General features: G+C 42.9%; 14 protein-coding genes. 2 read left to right on the top strand and 12 right to left on the bottom strand.

What is annotated here, in order from left to right; genetic code table 11:
- Nucleotides 1-56: 56 nt before the first annotated feature.
- The 3 genes from HWQ37_RS13185 to HWQ37_RS13195 form a co-directional block, all read right to left on the bottom strand.
- Entirely contained in the window at nt 57-845 is a 789-nt protein-coding gene (locus tag HWQ37_RS13185) for an AAA family ATPase (protein ID WP_292747923.1), read from the bottom strand.
- Nucleotides 846-899: 54 nt separating this feature from the next.
- Nucleotides 900-1,949 carry a J domain-containing protein gene (locus HWQ37_RS13190; protein WP_292747925.1) on the bottom strand — a complete coding sequence of 350 codons (1,050 nt, stop codon included), beginning with the start codon at nt 1,947-1,949 and terminating at the stop codon, nt 900-902.
- 80 nt (nt 1,950-2,029) lie between these two features.
- Nucleotides 2,030-2,881, bottom strand: coding sequence for an Rpn family recombination-promoting nuclease/putative transposase (locus tag HWQ37_RS13195; protein ID WP_292747926.1), 852 nt, complete (start codon nt 2,879-2,881; stop codon nt 2,030-2,032).
- Between the two features lie 141 nt (nt 2,882-3,022).
- Between HWQ37_RS13195 and HWQ37_RS13200 the strand changes: the two genes are divergently transcribed.
- On the top strand, nt 3,023-3,403 hold the full coding sequence (locus HWQ37_RS13200) for a hypothetical protein (RefSeq protein ID WP_292747928.1): 381 nt from the start codon (nt 3,023-3,025) through the stop codon (nt 3,401-3,403).
- Between the two features lie 1,048 nt (nt 3,404-4,451).
- Here the strand turns inward: HWQ37_RS13200 and HWQ37_RS13205 are convergent.
- The 6 genes from HWQ37_RS13205 to HWQ37_RS13230 form a co-directional block, all read right to left on the bottom strand.
- Complete coding sequence (locus tag HWQ37_RS13205) at nt 4,452-5,831, bottom strand: hypothetical protein (RefSeq protein WP_292747929.1); 1,380 nt, start codon at nt 5,829-5,831, stop codon at nt 4,452-4,454.
- Nucleotides 5,832-5,848: 17 nt separating this feature from the next.
- Nucleotides 5,849-6,562: an FHA domain-containing protein gene (locus tag HWQ37_RS13210; protein ID WP_292747931.1), complete on the bottom strand. Its 714-nt coding sequence runs from the start codon at nt 6,560-6,562 to the stop codon at nt 5,849-5,851.
- 56 nt (nt 6,563-6,618) lie between these two features.
- Nucleotides 6,619-7,902, bottom strand: coding sequence for a vWA domain-containing protein (locus HWQ37_RS13215; protein WP_292747933.1), 1,284 nt, complete (start codon nt 7,900-7,902; stop codon nt 6,619-6,621).
- Nucleotides 7,903-8,017: 115 nt separating this feature from the next.
- The gene (locus HWQ37_RS13220) at nt 8,018-8,965 is read right to left on the bottom strand and encodes a PP2C family serine/threonine-protein phosphatase (protein ID WP_292747935.1); all 948 of its coding nucleotides are present in this window, start codon (nt 8,963-8,965) and stop codon (nt 8,018-8,020) included.
- A 174-nt stretch (nt 8,966-9,139) separates the two neighbouring features.
- Entirely contained in the window at nt 9,140-11,317 is a 2,178-nt protein-coding gene (locus HWQ37_RS13225) for a serine/threonine-protein kinase (RefSeq protein ID WP_292747937.1), read from the bottom strand.
- 229 nt (nt 11,318-11,546) lie between these two features.
- Nucleotides 11,547-12,755 carry a hypothetical protein gene (locus HWQ37_RS13230; protein ID WP_292747939.1) on the bottom strand — a complete coding sequence of 403 codons (1,209 nt, stop codon included), beginning with the start codon at nt 12,753-12,755 and terminating at the stop codon, nt 11,547-11,549.
- A gap of 188 nt (nt 12,756-12,943) precedes the next feature.
- Between HWQ37_RS13230 and HWQ37_RS13235 the strand changes: the two genes are divergently transcribed.
- Nucleotides 12,944-13,210, top strand: coding sequence for a hypothetical protein (locus HWQ37_RS13235; protein WP_292747941.1), 267 nt, complete (start codon nt 12,944-12,946; stop codon nt 13,208-13,210).
- On the opposite strand, the gene HWQ37_RS13240 is transcribed toward HWQ37_RS13235, so the two are convergent.
- From HWQ37_RS13240 to HWQ37_RS13250, 3 genes are all read right to left on the bottom strand, one after another.
- Entirely contained in the window at nt 13,207-16,083 is a 2,877-nt protein-coding gene (locus tag HWQ37_RS13240; protein WP_292747944.1) for an NHLP bacteriocin export ABC transporter permease/ATPase subunit, read from the bottom strand. The two genes, HWQ37_RS13235 and HWQ37_RS13240, sit on opposite strands and share 4 nt — an antisense overlap.
- 442 nt (nt 16,084-16,525) lie before the next feature.
- The gene (locus HWQ37_RS13245) at nt 16,526-18,775 is read right to left on the bottom strand and encodes an NHLP family bacteriocin export ABC transporter peptidase/permease/ATPase subunit (RefSeq protein WP_292747946.1); all 2,250 of its coding nucleotides are present in this window, start codon (nt 18,773-18,775) and stop codon (nt 16,526-16,528) included.
- Nucleotides 18,762-20,207, bottom strand: a complete 1,446-nt coding sequence (locus HWQ37_RS13250) for an NHLP bacteriocin system secretion protein (RefSeq protein WP_292747947.1) — start codon at nt 20,205-20,207, stop codon at nt 18,762-18,764. Before HWQ37_RS13250 ends, HWQ37_RS13245 begins: the two co-directional genes overlap by 14 nt.
- Nucleotides 20,208-20,210: the final 3 nt, after the last annotated feature.

Genomic DNA, 20,210 nt, shown 5'->3' on the forward strand with positions numbered 1-20,210 from the left:
ACAAATAAAGCGAAGGCAAGGAAAAATATTACCTCAGCTTCAGTTCTCCGTTTTGCTCAAGTGGTATCAAAATGGACATCCCCTTCTTTGTCGTATAAAACAGCACGCTGCTGAATAGATTCTTCTGCCACTGCTAGGGGAATATGAATAACACCTGTAGTATCGGGGGGTGTAGTTTCTACAGCTAGTTGCAAAGCATTCAATAATGAACGAGCATCACCGTTAGCAACATTAACTAGATGAGCTAAAGCATCTGCGTCAATTTGTACTGTTAAGTTCCCATAACCGCGTTCAGAATCAGCTAGTGTTTGCTCAACAATTTTGTATAAATCTTTATCAGTTAATTGCTGAAGTTGAAAAATCCGCGAACGGCTGACAAGTGCTTTGTTGACCTCAAAAAAAGGATTTTCGGTGGTAGCACCAACGAGAATAATTGTACCATTCTCTACCCAAGGCAATAATGCATCCTGCTGAGACTTATTAAAACGATGGACTTCATCGACAAAAAGAATAGTTCGTTGATTATGGAACTTACGCTCTTGTTGGGCTATTTCAATTGCCGCTCGAATTTCTTTGACTCCTGAAAGTACGGCATTAATAGCGATGAAGTGAGCGCGGGTGGTGTTGGCAATAACACGGGCTAAAGTAGTTTTGCCAGTCCCTGGTGGACCAGAAAAGATTAAGGAAGACAGTTGATCCAAACTAATAGCACGCCGCAGCAGCCTTCCTTGCCCGATAATATGCTCTTGACCAATAAATTGATCGAGTGTCCGGGGACGCATCCGAGCCGCTAGGGGTGCTGATTCTTCAGTTATTTTTGTAAGATGCTGGTCAAATAAATCCATTATTTAATACGTCTTCATTCACTGCCAACTGTGATTTTTAATAAAAATCAACTACTATCTCATTAATTCTGACAACATCTGCTCAAGAATATCTGACATAATTTCCTCGTCTAGGGAGTGCAGAGTTGGTGGGCCACCAAGAAATTCTTTGATAGTGATCTTCTGTTGTCTAAAGTCCTTGACAAAATCCCGAATATGAGAAACAACCTTAATTTGATTTTCTATCGTTTCTACCATAATAGCCATAGAGTCAATGCCTTTTTTAGCAGCTTTGCGAGAATCAGAAACCATAGTTCCTTCTGGAGTATTTTTTGCTAAACGCAGTTCCCGTTTCAAGTTTTCATATTGAGTGAGAAGAATTTGGTTTTGCTGTTCTATAGTTCGACATTTTCGAGTTAAATCATCTTCGCTATTATGATCAATAGTTTCTCCCACTTGGTGAAGTCGCTCAATTTCTAGAAGTCTTGCCAAATCACCTTCTTGGTAGGCTTGATTAATTGATTTCATAATTTCTGTATTGTATGTCTGTGTCTCGCTGTCTTTTACCTTGTCAGGGTGGAAGATTTCAGCTAACCTCAGAAATGTTTCACGAATTTTTCTTTTATCTTCTGTTCTAGTTACAGACAGAGATTCTACAGATTCTTGTGCTTGCCAATGTTGATAGCGACTTTCAGCAGTTTCCCTGGAAAAATCTGATTCGGGTTCGGAGTTGTCAAACGATTCGTCTAGCTCGGTTGAAAATTGTTTGCTGCTTGGTTTGAGACTAATGATTCCTGTCAACTGGAGTTGAAGGTAAACTGCTTCTATGTTTTTTAGAGTTTGTTTACCAAACTTTCTAGTAGTAAAGATTTCATCAAATAGAGCATGAATATCCTGGTCTAACTCAGCCATTTTTTGAAAACTGGGACTAGCTTGATGAAATATCTCTGTGGCGAAAATTCGCGTCTGTTCAACAAAGTTATTCAGTTCTGTCCGTTTTCTCTTAATCTGCTTGAGTAGTGATTGGTGTGATTTTTCTAGAAACTGTAAGCGGATATGTAGTTGAGAGAGAGCCAGTGGAGTTGTAACAGTCGAGTGGGATGAAGGTGGGGTTTTTCGAGGCATAGAAGATTTAAGATTATCAAGGGAAAAAAACTCTAACGACAATTGACACCTCAATGATGATACACGAATGTCTACTGAGATTAATTTCCTGGAGATAGTTGTGCTTGTAACTGCTGTACTTGTTCTACACTTAAACCCGTGATTTGTGCAATTTCCGGCACAATCATTCCTCTTTGTAGTAAGTTCAATGCAATCTCTTCTCTTGTCTTTTGGGCAGCTTTTTGTTCCCAACTAGTAACAATTTCCATGATTTCCTCCCGCTCAGTTAATCCCATTGTATCGATAGCCGCTTGAAAAACTTGCTCTTCGGTCGTATCTAACCGCAAATACGTATCTACAAACCCTGAAATCAATTGCATCCGCGCTGGGTCTAATTTTAACGTCGCCAACAGCCGCAAACATTCTGCCTTAACCTGTGGACGTTCCTCTGTTGGAATATTCATCTTTGACATCAATGCTGCTGCGACCGGATTTGGCTGTGTGAGAAAATCTCGCCAACTTAAACGATTCAACTGAATTGCTGCAAACTGAAATTCCACCACCTTGAAGTCGCCAAATATGACTCGATAATTTTGAGGTTCGGCGCGTTTGGGTTCGTCAAACGAAAAAACTACAACTGGGTAAATGGGTAAATCATACTTTTCATGTAGACGTGCAAAATACTTAAACATCCGCTTTGCAAATGCTGTTTCAGTATAAGACTGGTTTTCAACGTGAATGAAAAAACAAGTATCTTGCTGCTCGAAGCGGCATTGAGCCAGTAAATCAATTTCCTTCTTTTCCCCAGAGGTAACATCAGTAAACACTTCTTGGGGTAAAAACTGGATGGGATCGCGGTCTATTTGGCTGACTACTTGAGGTAGAAATAAATCAAGAAACTCAATAAAAAACGTAGAGAGTAATTCCTTGAAAAGACGATCGTGGTCAATCATGCTTTTTGTCTTCCCCTCGGATTATAATAATGATTATATAGAAATAGGCATGATTTTCGGCTATTAATTGAATATACTTATGGCAATTGATGCCGAATACCAGATGTTAATCATGAAAATTTATTAACTGTAGTAAAAACTATGAAAATTTCCGAAATATCGACAGAAACTCTGGAAAAAATCAAGTCAGTTAGGTGGGATAGAATTATTGAGAAACATGAAGGACCAGAAAGTTGGTCATCGGTTTTCAGATATGAAGAACCAGAATTTTTGTCAGTGGAAGAATGCTCAATATTATTACCTGTAGATAAATCACATCATCCTAATATTACTATAATACGTTGTATCTGGAGCGCGGATAAGAATTCTGTAACAGTTTTTTTATCAGATACTACCTATGAAGATGATCCATTCTTTTCGGGATTTATGGCAGTATGCGATCGCCTGAAGAATGAAGAATTTTTCTTAGCAATCTTGTACCATGAATGGTTTATTATTGAAAGAGCCGCAGTTTTTGAATAAAGATATCCATTCCATAGAGCATGGTAGTATTTTGGGGTGTAAATCGAGGCATTTAAAATGGCAATAGAAGTGTTTCCATCATCATTTTATTGCGACTATGGACAGAAATCATATTTCTTTGAGAATACTGTAGAACTGACCAGCGCTGTCCAAACCTTGCTGCAATTTCAGCTTTAGCCCCTTCCAACCAAGGGTTGCAGGACTTTCAATCTGATTTAACAAAATTCGGTGGGTTTAAGTCCCCGGCAACAATCGCGCCGCAAGTTTTGGGTCGGGGTCTAAATCCCCGTCACAAAACTTACTTGCGACTTGCGACTTGGTTTAATGTTTGGGGAATGCCCTGTAATGTTGTGTCAGTTACTTGTGTTGGGAATTCTATATTATTAATGACTGACACCGACTCACTAAGAAACAGTTCGTCCCGATTTAACCACTGCCCGAAAATTGAATCACGCTGATCATCAGTGGCAACAAATTGATAAACACACTCCCGATTTTCACGCTTACCCTTTGCTATCGCATCTATAAGTTGCGGGAAAATGAGAAGTTGGAAGATGCCATACCCATCTGTTCTTTTATGACCACTTCATAAGCCATCCTCAGTTGGTAGCCAATTTTCTGATAGTTATGGATAAATCACGAATTAAGACCTGCGATGAATGTAGTAGCTTGTATTACCAAGAAACCTCAAAAATGAGTTCCTTGTGTCCACAATGCTCTCATGTACTATATGGTTACGAATTATGCACACATGAATTCATAAATGGCAGATGTGTAAAATGTTATTGGGATGGTTCAGTATCAGATTATTTGCAAAGACTGTTACAGAATAATGACCCAGGTTCCGTTCTATAGAGTGTGGTAGCATTTGGTGGGGTTTATCCTGGTGTGTAAGATGGCAGTAGAACTGTTTCCGTCATCCTTTCGTTGCGACTGTGGACATCAATCTTTTGCCCTTCCACGCCTGAACAGCCTCATCTAATGTTTGGGGAATATCGTGTGTGTCAGTAACTGGTGTAGTTAACTCTATATTATTGCTGCCTTCATCTCAATTTGAGTATTCTTTGAGACGCGGTAACAATCCGAAGAAACTCAGAAGCACAACTGTAGTTGCTGCGATCGCCATTTTAATCTCAAAACCATCTAGATTGCTGAAACCTTGGTGAATTGAGCGATCAAAAACTGCTTGGTTGATATCAAATGTCTTTCCATTAGCTGTTTTGAACTCTTCAAGCAGCCAGTTGGACTGTCCAGACTTATTTCCGACGCATAGAGCGATCGCCTCTTGATGCTTGCCACTGCGCTCTAACTGGCGAATTTGTTGGTCAATGGCAAGGTATTTACCCAAACTTACGAGACTGGCAAGGGTGGCTTCTTTTTCACCTGGGAAGGTGATATTATTCAGTTCATCAGCGATGTAACCTTTAAAACCATCTATCTTTTTACCCTGAGAATTATAGGCAGATGCTATGGTTTCAGCAGTTTGGCCTTGAGGAATTTGGGCAATTTGAGCTATATTGCTGAAAAAAGCTCGTTCGTAGTTCGTAGCAAAAGCTGGGTCAAGTAAATAGCGGCTTTCAGCAGCATTAGCGATGTAGGCATTAGCACGAGCTTGTCGCAAGGCGTGCATAGAACTAAACGCATCTTCTTTAGCCGTCCTAAGATTTTCCGCAGAGGCTAGCAACGTTGCTGTGGTATAAGTTAATAAAGCCAAGGCGATCGCTGTGGCAACCAACAGCATAGGATTGAGGGTGCGGCGCATCCTTTGACTCAGAAATATCTGAATCCCTACTAACACAATTATCAGTGCTGCACCAGAAATAAAAATTAACGTTAAAGAATTAGTAGCAGCAACCTTTTGTTCGGTATAAGTTTCTTCTAAAACTTGTATATTTACTTTATCTAACTCGTCGGCTGCTGGCAGTAAGGTTTTATCCATAAGTTCCGCAGCTGCACGGTAAGCAACCAGCATCGCGTTAGTATCATCGCGTGCGTGAAAATCCCGTGCTTGCTGAATTTGGGCTATATAGTTACCTAAGCCGAGTTGCATCGTCTGAATGGGTTTTCGCTCTTTATCTGCGTAGGTGATATTCTCAGCAGCAGCAACTAATCTTTCAGCAGCTTTTTGGTATCGCTCTTCGTAACCTTTGACTGCATCTTGGTTTTGTCCTGCTGGTACTAAAAGTTCATTAGCGACATTGGCATCCATACCGGCAAATGCATCCTTGAGGCGTTGAGCAGTGACGATGCTGGGTGTGGAATCTTCACCAACGGTTTTGATCGCGTGTCTTTGCCCTTGAACTGCGCTAATAATCGCAATCAGTAATAGTAAACTGGTTGCTCCAGTTAAGTATAATCCTACCTTGAGTCGTTCTGGAGTCGTGAATTTATAATTTGTCTTACTTAAAAGAGCGATGATTTTACTCATATATTTTATTTGCAGGTTTATCCTAATTTCCGAACAGCTTTCACCGCGATCCGAGTCCAATGTCCAAGGGTAAATTCGTCTCCATCCTGAAGTTTTATGTCTACCATCGGCTTCAATTCCACAGCTTTTAATTGTGTACCATTAGCAGAACCAATATCACGAAGAGTCAATGTATTGTCTGTCTCTAGCGTCAGCAAAGCATGGCGGTGTGAGACAGCATCATCAAAATCTAAAGCAATTTCTGGGTGAATTGCTCTAACTTCGCTATTGCGACCAATTAAGTTAATTGCCTTATCGAGGTGAAATGTAATCGGTGGTTGTATAGGTGGTTCTGGACTTTCGGGATGGCGTAAAGATGGGTCAATATAGACAACTACATCCCAACCCATAACTAACAATTGAGAATCTATTAATCCAGACCAAGAACTATTAGTATTTGTCTGTCGCATTGTTCCCATTTCTTCTTCTTGGGTGCGTTTGGCAATGGGTACTTCACCATGCGCCCCAGTAACGAAGTTGTAACCACAAATTTCACAAAAATTGCCAGTGTTTGATTCATGGGCGGTGCTACAATCTGGGCAAAATTCTGTAGCTTTGGTTGGCGTTACTGTTGAGTCAATTGTTTTTTGGACGATTGGAAGTTCAGGTACACCGAGAATCTTAGTACCGCACTCTGAACAAAAATCTAATTCAGTTGATTCATGTCCTTTAGGACATTTATAGGTTGACATAGTTACTGAAGTAATTTTTTAAATCGGTATAAGTCGTTTGTATTTACCAATAACAACTAATTGGGAGATTTAGGAATTCGAGTAGTTTTTGTAGAACGTGTTTCTAATGCCATTGCATCTTCTTTGGCTACTTCTCGCTTTAACCGGACTGTCCCTGTTGGTGCATCCTCTATCTCAACTACGGTTTTCAGTAGTTTGGCTGTGGCTTCATTCCCTGATTCATGGGCTAGTTTTACTGCCTTGCCTAATTTGGCAGTAGCAAGCTCAATATCATTTCTAGCACGAGCTTCCAATCCTTCTTGAATTGACTGAGCTAGTTCTGCTTGTCCCGTATAGTGGGCAACTCGCCGATCGATTTTGGTAGATTTGGCTTCGTCATCAGTCCAGGTTGCCAAAATGCGTGCTTCTGCAACTTTAGTTTCTGTGCCGTTGAGGGTGTATACTAAACTGGCTCGACCTGCTAACATTTCATCGCCGATATTACCTGGATTGACTTCAATACAGAAGTGGTAATCACGAGACTCGTTACTTCCCCAAGCTCCAGTGGGGTAATCAACCATCTGAGGCTTGACAGGTTTATGGCGGTGGGTAAGGTCAACAATATCGGGACTAACTTGTTTACAAAACAAGACTTTGGCTCCTTGTGGTGTCCATAAACGTAAAGCGACATCGCTAACATTTTTACTCATGGCTTTTTCCAAAATGGCACGAAAGTCACTTTCAATCATTGCGGCGTTAGGAATAATATCGGTTGTCCCTAAAAGTTTGCCGGCAATTTCTTGAAGTTGAGCAACTCGCCAATCAGTTCCGACACCACGACAGTCGCACTGAAATACACCTTCACATTCAAGTAAAACTTTCTTCAAGGATTTCTCATCAGAGTCATCATTTTGCCCATCGGTGAGTAGTAGTGCTTGACGAACTGCACTAGGCATCTTTTTGAATTGGGTTAAGGCTTGAGTTAACCAAGTGGACATGAGAGTACCACCATTAGCTAAAGTACTCTTAATAGCTGCGATCGCTTCTTGCTTTTTTTCTGTCGTGGCTGGAGAAACAGGAAAAACTACATTAGCTTTACCAGCACCGGTGACGATGAAGAAATGGGCATCCTCTGGGAGCAATTTCACAATTTTGGTCATTGCATCTTTGGCTGCATGTATCTTGTCACCTCCCATTGAGCCTGATGTGTCGCAGATGATGCCAAAAAGTCTGCCATTGTGTCCAGTTGCGATCGCACTATCGCCTTTTTCGACGGTAATGGTCATAATGGCATCAACTTCTCTGGCTCCTTGGGGTAGATATTGGTTTTGAAAAACTTCGGCTTTAAATTGATGAGACATAGTTTTTGTTTGTTTGAATAGGTTTTTTTAACGTAGACGCTTCGGCTTCCCGCAGGGTACCGCAGAGACGCAGAGGACACAGAGAGAAGGAAGAGAATGAGTATGAGAGTTTAATTCATAAACAGAGGACAGCAACAGTAATATTGTCATGTCCACCACAATTACGGGCAAATTCTACAAGGGTGCGAGATATGCCGATCGCATCTCCATCGGGCGATCGCTGCACTAGGTTAGCTAAATGTGCTGCATCTAAGGTATAGTTCCACAATCCATCACTGCACAAAATCAAATATCCAGAACCAGGAATAGTAAATTTCACAATTGAGGGAACAGCATCCTCAACGGCATCTGCTCCCAGCCAGCGCGTAATTGCATGAGATTTGGGAGATAGTCTAGCTTCTGCTTCGCTGATTTTTCCGGCTGCGACTACTTCAGTTAACCAGGAATCATCCTGAGTCAATTGTTGGTAATTGCGAGCAGAAATCCAGTAAGCGCGACTATCACCTAACCAGCCAATAGTAGCGATACCTTCTTGAACAATTGCAGCCACAATAGTTGTAGATGGTGGTTCCAAATCTCCACTATTTCTATAAGAAATATTACATACATTAGCTAAAGCAGTAGCAAAAGCTGATTTAATTGCCGAAGCGGAATTTTCCCCTGTTTCCCACGCATTCGCTAGAGCCAGACAAGTACTTTCAGCAGCAGTTTTAGCAGCTAAATCAGGTTTTTCGGAACTAGAAACTCCATCACAAACTACGAGAATATTTGGCTGACTGCCATTGAGTTGTTGTAAAGCGAGGAAATCTTCATTGCGGCTGTGTTTGAGTCCGCGATCGCTAACTCCGGCTAGCTGTGAATTAATTATTATTTCTAACCAATCATGCACTGGTGGTTCTTGGCGAAATCCACATTGACAACAGTAGCCTTCAGAATCGATTCCTGCACCACATTTTTCACATTTATCGATCGCAGTTGGCGGTTTACTAGCCGTTAAGGGTGTACCGCATTCTTCACAAAATTTATCATCAGCTAAAATGGATGCACCACATATACACTGCATAATTTGCCCTCATTAGTGGTCTGTCAAATACAGATGAATAAAGGAACGAACCGCATTCGCGTTAGCGTCTCCCCTTGGGAGAAGGACGCGAAGGAAGAAGGAAAGAAGAAAAATTTAATTACGAATTACGAATTACGAACTTGTGCCGAGCGAAGTCGAGGTATTACGAATTATTTAAATTAGGGTTCTGGGACGTACCCGATTAGCTTCATCAACTAAAGAGATTTTTTCGTCTTTAGTTGCGAGGTGCGCCATGTCGCGTAAGGCTTTTTCCAATCCCTTTCTCAGATGCACTTCTTGTAAAGGCTGTCCCAAAATTGTTAAATCAGCAGCAGCTTGGAGTTGGCGCGAGGTGATTAAATTGAGAGCAGTTTCTAATACTTGTTTAGTCAGGCGATAGCGATCGCTACCTTCTAAAGTCAGTGCTTCAATGGCCACAGAAGCGGCTTTCAGTTCTTGAGTACCTGGAGCCGAGCGATCGCCATTGATTAAAGTCCGGGCAATTTCGACTCGCGCTCGTGTATATAAATTAGAAGTTTGCGGAATATTTTCCAAAGCTGCTACAGCACCGTTGCGATTCCCAGTGGCACAAAAGCAACGTGCTAACCCAAAAGCTGCTGATACATAACTCGGATCGGTGCGGGACACTAAATTATACATCTTAATTGCTAATTGGTAATTTTCGGCAAGTTCTGCGGCTAACCCCAACGCCAGTTTCGGAGCTAATTCTCCTGGTAAATCAAAATAAACTTGGTCAAATGCTTTCTGCGCCTCTGTGGGTTTATTTTGCGCCATCAGCGATCGCCCACGATACCAAAAGCTCCGCCAATCCCAAGGATCTTTGGCTACGACTTGGGCTATAGCTTGTTCTGCTTCTTCGTAATCATTGGTATCAATTAAGGCATTTGCCAAGCGCAACAAGGCTTCACTTGATTTCGGGAATTGTTTGACAACAACATCTAAACCGACGGCTCGCTGGACTGGATCGGCGATCGCGCTGGCATTTAGGACTGCATTAAAGCCCGGATCGGTAGCATCCAATATTGGTATCGGTAATTGCTGATATTCTGGCTTAATTGGTTCAAAACTTCCACTGTGGGTAATAGCTAACATATCGCCGCCAAACAGGTTACTGGTGGCGGGACGGGGAATATTGGTAGAAATGGCGACAACTTCCCGCAGTACACCCAATAACTGATCTGCCATTTCATCGGCTGACTGAAATCGATCATCAGGATTTTCGGCGGTGGCTTTAATCAGAAAGCGATACAGTGATTCTTGTTGGGCAAATAAAGGTTCTTCTTGGGGGCTGGGAAGTGTGTATAAATGTTCCTTACTAAAACCTTTAATCTCGGTGAGCAACACCGCCAAAGTTCTGCCAATGGTAAATAAATCGGAAACGATTGTGGGTCCTTCGCCGGCTTCGGGAGCGCTATAGCCGACTGTACCGTAAATATCACCATCGGGATCATCAACGCGACGGACACCACCCAAGTCGATTAATTTCACGTCGTTGTCTTCGATCATGATGTTATCTGGCTTGAAGTCGCAGTATACCAACCCCAAGGAATGTAAATAGGCAAAAGCTCCCAAGATACGGTGAATATATGCGATCGCTTCTGCGACGGGTAACGCCCCACGAGTTTTGCGGATTTCTTTCAGGGTTTTACCGCCCACATACTCCATGATGATAAAACCCTCAGTACCCTGGTTGACGAAATTATAAATTCCCACGATATTAGAGTGTTTTACTACTGCTAGGAATTGTCTTTCTGCCACGGCGACGGCTGCGCTAGATGCGTCTTCGCTGTTGAGCAATCCTTTCAGTACTACATAGCGAGATAAAGTTTTATCAAAGCCTAAATAAATCCATCCTAAACCACCATAGGCGATCGCTCCTTTAACTTCGTATTGCCCGATAACTACATCACCAGGCTTCAGAGTCGGAATAAAAGAATACTTCTGCCCACACTTGCTGCAAAATCCGTTTTCTCGTCGCAAAGAATGATTGCAACTACTACAAAAGCGTTTATTCTCTGGCACCATTGGGTTAAGAAGAATCGCTTTTTCTGGTTCCGTTGAGGGTAGTTCTGGTACAGAAGTTAATCCCGCTCCTAGTTGTCTGCGGCTACTACGGGCAGAAGTGCTACTGGTACGCCGCGAACCCTTGGAACGATTGGTTAATGGAGACGAGCCTGTGGCTGTGGTAATTGGTGAACTTCTGAGTGTTTGTGACGCATTTTGTTTCTGGCTGACATCAAGAGATTTTAATGCTGCTAACCCACAGACATTACAGTAGTCATCTTCAATAGTGCCAGTACATCCATTCCGCACACAGCGAAGACTGTTCATTGAAGTCTCCTCAATCTATAGTCATAAATCATTGTCTATTCTTCTCCCGATCTTTTTCACCAGATATCTGCTTTATTGCAATACGGTTCAGTTAAGGAGAATTGTAGGTTGGGTTGAGGAACGAAACCCAACATTTTCGGTGGTTTGTTGGGTTTCACTTCGTTCAACCCAACCTACACAGTTTATGGTTTTTGACGCTAACTGAACCGTATTGTGCTTTATTGTTCCCTTAAAATTGGCTGTTTAAACGTTTTTCATATTGGGAAACTAATTCCGATGCCTTGTCTAATGGAGTTGGGCGCATATAGAGGAGTTGTGTTGCTTTTTGGGCTAAATCAACCAAGGTAATATCTTCAATCAATCCCCGCGCTAAGGCTTTCGCTTTGAGGGCATCCAGTCGTCCCCGTAACTCCCGACGAGTTTGTAATAAAGTACTATTAGCTGTGTATGTCTGTTGCTCTACAGTTATGTATTCTTTAGCTTTGGCTATCCAATTATCTAAACCGAGCATAACTGGACTAACTAAACCCTCCTCTAGCTTGTTTTGTAAGCGGGTGAGCCATTGGCTAAGGGCATCTATCTGCTCTTGGGGTAATGGAGTGTGCTGTGTTAGATACAAAACTTTTTCTTGGCTTTCCGTAAAAGTAGTAATAGATTGTGAGTGAAGTCTAATTAATTGTGCTAATAAATTGTGAGCGATCGCTAGTTTCTCTTGTATCTGAGCCTGTTGTTTCTGGGCTTGCTCTAAGAATAATTTAACTTGTGCCAACAAAGGTTTGATTTGCTGATCTATCTCTTTGCTCACTCCTAAAGGATCTTGCTCAATCCTTTCTCGTAGAGAAGCGATCGCCTCATGAGCTTCTACCAGTTCCCGACAAGAGGCTGGATTGAGTGATGCGGCTAAGTTCTGCCCTAAGATAATTTGCGATTCTGCATCTTGGAGTATAAATTCTAGATTTGTCCAAGCGGCATCAACCGCTAGAACTGCATCTCTGGCCACAGAAAAAGCCTGAGTCATTACTTCTAATAATTGTGCAGGAGCGATCGCGTTTGCTTGTTGGGTAACAGTCAGCAATTCTCTCTGTGCTAATGGCCTTTGCACAACAGACAGATGAATCGAAGTGCCTGTTAATAGTTGTTTAATTTCATCAATTTTTTCCTCTGTTCCCAAAAATCGTGGTAGTTGCTGCCGCAATCTACTGGCTCGATCTATTGTTTGCACCAATAGGTCAAAGTACTGAAATAAATCGTTCATTGCCTCCAACGCCGGAGTCACTTTTTGAGCAGTAATGCCTGTCAAATGAACTTTCGGAAAACCAGGACTCCCACAAAGGCGTTGATATACTGGGAGTTCTTGTAGATCAAACAGGTTTTGGCTAACTACTTTAATTTTATTTTTCCAGTCAGCTAAGAGTTGATCAACAATTTTGGTTGTCATAACGAGTACTGCTGTATAAAAGGCTTACTGGCAACATTGCCCTCGATTCTATCTTTATTATTGTTAATGGACAGGGCATCATATCAGAATTCGTGATTGCATAGCGCTTTCATGAAGGCAGGTTTGTTCCTCTGACTCATTCTTAGAGTGGATATTTGCAATAAATCAAGCCATCCATTCAGTCCAATGTGGCGCATCTGCCACCAATTGAGCAAACTTATCAGGGTCAAGATCCTCAAACTCCAGCATCACCAAAGCTCAAGAGGACGAAAAGATTCGTAATTCTATTGGGGTGGCTGATGGTGAGCCTTACTGGAACGCATACCTGGGGGAGTGGCAGGTTTGGGTTAACTTTGGAAGTGGCTGTAGGTCTGTGGTGTGCGATTGGTTGGTGGCGGTGTAGGGCAAATCATGTATCCGCAGCTTTCATAAATCTCAATATCTCAAGTAACTAGCCCATTTGCCGAGCCATTAACTGGGCAAATAGACCTTCAACAGTAGCTAGTTCGTCAAAAGTTCCCTGTTGGACAACTCTACCTGCTTGGAGTACATAGATGCGGTGAGCGTTACGGATGGTACTAAGTCGATGTGCGATCGCTATTCTGGTAACTTGTAATTTATTTAAGCTTTCACTCACAATGGCTTGAGTTTTATTATCAAGGGCACTGGTGGCTTCATCAAAAAATAAAATCCGGGGTTTTAATGCCAAAGCACGAGCAATCAACAATCTTTGGCGTTGTCCTCCAGAAAGATTACTACCCCCTTCGCTCACCACAGTATGCATTTGCATGGGCATGGTGGTGATATCATCAGCAAATCCAGACATCCGCGCTGCTTCCCAAGCTTCATCTAAGGTCATCTGTGCGCCACCTGCGATATTCTCAAAAATGGAAGCGGAATTTAGTTGGCCATTTTGTAAAACTACGCCCAATTGTCGGCGCACTGCATCCACATCTAACCCAGATAAATCTTGACCATCGTAGTAAACACTACCTGCTTGGGGAGTTTCAAATCCCAGTAGTAATCGCAGTAACGTCGATTTACCACTACCAGAACCGCCTACCAGAGCAATAAATTCTCCTGGTTCGGCAGAGATACTCACGTCATCTAATGTTAGTGCGCCATCACTGCGATAGCAAAAGGTAACATGGTCTACAGTAATTTTCCCTATGAGCTTACCAGGATCGGCTTTGCACATATCCACCTCTGGGATAGTTGCCAAAATTGGCTGTGTGCGCTGCCATTGGGGGATGACTTGCAAAATTTCTGTAATTGTATTGCTCAGATTTGTGGTGCCTCTGGTAAAGTTACCAAAAGCTGTGTTAAAAGCCAGGAAGGTGCCAAGAGATAATTCAACTGTTCCTGAAGTTTGCGGAGCTTCCAGCAGTTTAATCGTAAACCAAAAAAGTACTCCAGAAGTCAGTATGGGCATGACTGTATTGAACAGGACAACGGCATCTTCTATGCGTTGCGTACTCAGTTCCAGCTTAATTTGGCGAGTGTAGTTTTTACTCCAAGCAGCAAAGGCGCGTTCTTGGGCACCAGCAATATGTAGTTTAGAAATGCCATTGATTAGCTGTACTGTCTGCCCAAAAATATTACCCTGGACTTCCAGTAGCGGACGCACCTTGGCTAACAGCAGTATACCAGAGAGGGTGGTGAAAGCGATCGCAACTACTGCAACTCCAACGGCGATAAAAGCTAATTTGTAGTTGTAATAAAATAACTGTGCCAAATAAAACAGTGCAAACGAACTCGTAATTAGATTAATCAGACTTGTTCCACTGAGTTTGCGGCGAATTGTACTCACCGATGTGATGCGGGATAGTAGATCCCCGGTTGTGTATTGTCGGAAAAAAGACACTGGTAAGTTGAGCAACCGATCCCATACCCCCGCTTGGGTGGAAGCATCGCCAGTCGATTCCATCCGCAACAGAGCAAAACCCTGTGCTAACTGAAATAAAGCTGTACCCAAAGCTGCAACCAGCAAACCTAAGCCGATTTGCAGTAATAAACCGCGATCGCTATCGGGAATTGCATTATCTATAATAATTGATGTGGCATAAGGTGTAATCATCCCCAGCAACGTTACCGCAATGCCACTAAATACAATTGCCAACAGGCCTTGATTCTGTCCTTGGAGTGTGAACTTGAATATATCAATAGCTTTGAGTGCTTTATCGGGCAAAGAACGATAAAACATATAAGCAACAGGAGCCAATGTTGCAGCTATCTGTTCATCTACTTTGACACGGGTACGTTCAACCGGGTCAAAAATTTCATAACGAGTTGGAGAAATCGGTAGTAGGGCGACTGGGCGGTTATCTTGGGTATAGGCAATTAAAGCGCCAGAATCCTTTTCCCACCAATTATCTCGCAATAGCACCCGCCGCATCCGAATCCGGGAAGCCCGAACAATTGCTTCTAAAGGTTCCTTGAGCCGCTTCAGGTTTTCCGAACGAGACGGGGGACGAATTTTGATCCCCATCGCTCTACCTACAGCACCAGCCGCCACCAGCAAAGGTGTACCTTCTAAAAAAAAGTCGCTATCTTGGGAATTTAGCGTTGATGCTAGTTCGCCTAAAGCCTCCATTGTGACTTGACGATTTAGGCGTTGGCGATCGCGCAACCGGATTATTTCTGTTTGTGCTTCTTGCTCATCTATAATATTGATGCATTGCAAGAGTTGAGTATGGAAGTGAGATAACCCAGCCAGCAGTGTATCTGGATTTGAGAATTCGCTGGTAGTGTGAGTTGTCAATTGAACTCCTTCCACAGCTGACAACCACATTTTATCAGTCAGGGGAAAAGTCGCAGTGGTTGGTGTTAAGGTGATTTCCTCAAACCCCAGAAAGCGGACATTTCCTTGGTGAAGTTGTACCCAACAGATGACACCCGCTTCTGGCTGGAAAGTCTGAGCATTATTTAAGGAAAATCGTACTTCTTCCTTAGCCTTCACCTGAATTTTCGGCATAGTAACTTGGGAGAATACACCAGCGAGTTGTAAAAGCCAAGTTTCTATCCAAGTTAAAACTTTTGTATCTGCATTGGCTACTAACTCCCGCAAACATTCTTGATGTACTTGGAGTAATTCAGTTTCGCCAATGGGAACTGCTAAAATCTGATGTTGTTGATTAGCAGTTCCAAAAAGTGCTTCACCTTGATTAATACTGCATAGATAACGGCGCGTTCCTTCGATAACACCATCTTTGAGTGTGACAGCAAACAAAGCCATAGAGCCAGACTGAACTACCCAAACTCTAGAAGGGTCATTCAGTAGAATTGGTTCATTGCCATTAATTATGTAAACCTGACCGTGTATTAGCATTTGGGAATGGGGAGAAATCAATTAAAACTACAGGGGGGTATTATGGTGGTTCTCGAATGGATGCAACACACTTTGACCTCTCTCCAAACCTCTCTCCTAAAAGCAGAGAGGCTTTGAATCTTACTCCCCTTCCCTACAAGGGAAGGGGCTGGGGGTTAGGTCTGTATTCGACTCAACCGAGAACCGCTATATTATGTGCATCTTCATACAGAATTGGTATAAGCCTAAACATTGAACCTTTAAGCCTAAACATTAAACCTTTAAGCCTAAACATTGAACCTTTAAGCCTAAACATTGAACCTTTAAGCCTAAACATTAAACCTTTAAGCCTAAACATTGAACCTTTAAGCCTAAACATTGAACCTTTAAGCCTAAACATTGAACCTTTAAGCCTAAAACTTTAAGTTCTAACTCTCTTCCTCCTTTCTCATGCTTCCACCGCTTACCCTTCAGTGCGAATTAACCGCGAATATACGCCGTCTATTTGCCATAAATCCCTGTGAGTGCCTTGTTGTACAACCTTTCCGCGTTCTAGAACAATAATTTGATCGCAATCGCGGATAGTGCTTAACCGGTGAGCGACAATTATGCAGGTGCATCCGCGACGACGGAGATTTTGGTCAATGATTTGTTCTGTTTCTGCATCGAGGGCGCTGGTGGCTTCATCCATTACAAGTATTGAAGGATTATTCACCAAAGCGCGAGCGATTTCTAAGCGTTGTCGCTGACCGCCACTTAAATTAGCAGCACCTTCTATGAGTTCAGCATCCAATCCTCCAGACATAGAGAAAATTACATCAGCGATCGCGGCATCTTGACATGCCCGTATTAGGTTTTTATCTGGTACAGTAGTATCCCAGAGGGTCAAATTATCTCGAACCGTACCGCCAAACAGCAAAATTTCCTGCTCCACCATTGCCACAGAGTTAGTAAGCAGTTGTTGGGAAATCTGATTTCTCGGTTTACCATCAAAGCAAACTTCCCCCGCCCAAGATTCATAAAGTCCGCTCACAACTTTAGCAATAGTAGACTTCCCCGAACCGCTTCCACCGACCAAAGCTACTCGCTGTCCCGGCTTAATTGTCATACTAAAGTTTTCAATTAATGGTGCTTCCAGACGGCTATAACCAAAAGTGATATTCCGCAACTCCACATAACCCTGTAATTTGGGAAGAAGATAGGGGGATGAGGGGGATGAGGAAGAATTTACTTCCCCTGCTCCCCCTGCCTCCCCTGCCTCCCCAATGGGATTATCCAGTACATCATCCAGCCGAATCAAATTCCCTTCCAATTCTTGGAGAGTAGTACCAAAGTTGACGAGATTGTTAACAGGTTGCTGGAAACCTAACATTAAACCTTGAAAAGCAATGAGCATTCCAATGCTGAGATGTCCATCCATTACCCGTAAACTACCAACTACCAACAAAAACATCGAAGAAAGAGCGGATAAAAGTGTGGGTAATACAGAGAATGTCTGGTTTGTGACTCCTAATTCCTGCTGAGAATTGAGAGCTTTGGTATAATAACCTGACCACCGGGAAAAGAAATCTGACTCCAACCCGGATGCTTTAAGTGTTTCAATACTTTGAAGTGCAGCAATGGATAACCCAGCCGCCTTACCATATTCTTGGATTAATCTTTGATTAGCATCTACCCGTTGTCGAGAAATCCACTGCAAAGTTAAGACGTTCACACCAGCAAAGCCGACCACCATCAAAGTCAGCACCCAGTCATACTGCACCATGACTAAGGCATAAAAAACCACCATCAAAGTATCAATAATTGTAGTTGCCAACTTTCCTGCGAGAACATCAGCAACTTGGTCGTTGAGAGTAGTCCGGTTACTGATTTCTCCAGCAAAACGTTGAGCATAAAAACTAACTGGTAGCCGCAGGATATGCCAGAGGAAGCGGCTGGACATGCCTACACCCAGTTTGATTTTTAAACGGCGCAGATAGCGCAACCGTAATAATGTTAGCGATCCTTGGAGTATAGCAGCGATCGCCATGCCCACAAGCAAAGGACGCAGCCATAATTGCCGCCCCTGCACCAAAATGTCATCTACAAACACCTGGCTGAACACAGGTACTACTAACCCAACCACCGTTAAGAAAAATCCTGCAACCATAGAGTAAACTAAAGCATCTCCAGCCCCCTGTAGCCGTGACCACAGAGATAAAATCATACTGGGTTTGCGACCACCTTTAGTAAACTCCGCCCCTGGTTCAATCACCAGCACAACTCCCGTATACCCCTCGTCAAATTCCTGTAAAGAAACATGACGCGGCCCCATACCGGGGTCATTGAGATAAACTCGCTCATTGCGAAATCCCTCTACCACAACGAAGTGGTTGAAGTTCCAAAAAACAATATAGGGAGGACGCAGTTCTTGCAGTTGCTTGAGTTCTTTTTTAAACCCTTTAGCTTCAAGTCCATAACTTCTAGCAGCTTTGAGCATATTAGATGCCTTGCTGCCATCGCGGGAAACTCCGCAATCTCGGCGCAGTTGTGGCAGTGGTACAATGCGATCGTAGTAACCCAAAATAATTCCCAAAGCCGCAGCACCACATTCCACAGCTTCCATTTGCAAAAGTGTAGGTGTTTTTACCCGAATGCTTCGGCGTGGCAATAATTTTTGCAAGTACTGCCAAGGATTAAACGGTGTTACTAAAGTAGATTTAATAGATACCACTGACCGACCTCAAGATAGGTAAAACGAAAGTGATAGGAGCGCGTTCTTCCACGTTGACTCGCACAACAGTAGTAGTTCCCGAAGAAATTTTCAGGTGTGGACCGATGGAGGAAGACCACTTATAACCGCTCGGTGTGTTGGTATCTAAATCGAGGTCAGAGAATACTTGTATCAGTCCTTGTTGTTGAGACACTAAACCTTCTAGCACTTCGGAATTACCCACCTCATTAGCGGCTGCTTCTTTAGTAATCGGAAAGCGTGAGATGCTAGTAACATTACCCACAATGCCACCAAAGCGTTCCCGCTTCACCGTTTGGGGAGTAATTTGTATCTTCATCCCCGGCTGAATTTTCTTACCATCAGCAACAGGAAAATAGGTAACGCCAACCAGTTTGCTTTTAGGATTTTCCGCCTCAATGGTTGCGAGGCGAGTTCCGGCGCTAACAACTTGTCCTGGTGTCAGCGTGATTTCTAAAACACGTCCGCTATATTGACTAATAATCTGACTATCATTGCCTAATTGCACTTCTAATTGGGCAATTTGTCGCTTAACATCTTGAATCTCTTTTCGTCGGGTGGTGACACTTTCGAGGTCTTGTTGAGCCACAGAAGCCTGTTTGCTATCTAGTTCTTTTAACTGAGCTTGTAAGTCAGAAATGGTACTGAGGTTTTCCCGATAATCTTTTTCTGTTTGCGTCGCTTTTACATCCAGTTCTTTCAACTGATTTTGGATATCAACAATTTTTTCCAGGTTTTGCAAATATTCTTGTTCAGCCGTGAGTGCTTCATCACCAGAAATCGCCCCCTCTTTTTTGAATAGCTGTTTGCGGATTTCCATTCTCTGAAGGAAAACAGGGGTTAGAGCTTGGGCTTGTTTGAGGCGCTGTTCTAAACCTTGGCGTTGCTGTCCAATAGAGGTGTTACCTTTGGTTTTGAGGAGAGGCGTGATAGCTCGCAGTTCCAGTATACGTTGCTGGAGGTAGTGGCTTTGTTGTTGTTGCGATCGCTTTTCTTGTTCCAGCCTTTGTCTTTGCAAAGAACCAACTGCTTGGTTTTGTGATTCTAATTCCGTTAGTTTAGCCCGTTGCTGTTGCAGTTGCTTACGGAGTTCAGCTTGGTCAATCGTCGCCAACACCTGCCCCTTTTTGACGACATCCCCAACTTTGACATTGAGAGCCATCAATTGTCCAGCACTTTTTGATTGCAGTTGTACAACATTGCTGAGGTAAATCAATACCCCTTGACCCTCAACAGTAATGGGGATGCGTCCGTAAATGCTCCAGATAACAGCTACTCCCACTATCGAACCCAAGGCGACAAGAGGTAGCCAACTTCTGGGGCTGACTACCTGCATAAGTTGGTCTAGTCTTTCAGGAGAAGAGAGACGCTCTAAGGATTCTTTGCGAAATATACTGCGTTTTTGGTGGAGCATTTA

Source organism: Nostoc sp. NMS4 (assembly GCF_017115095.1).
Classification (GTDB): domain Bacteria; phylum Cyanobacteriota; class Cyanobacteriia; order Cyanobacteriales; family Nostocaceae; genus Nostoc.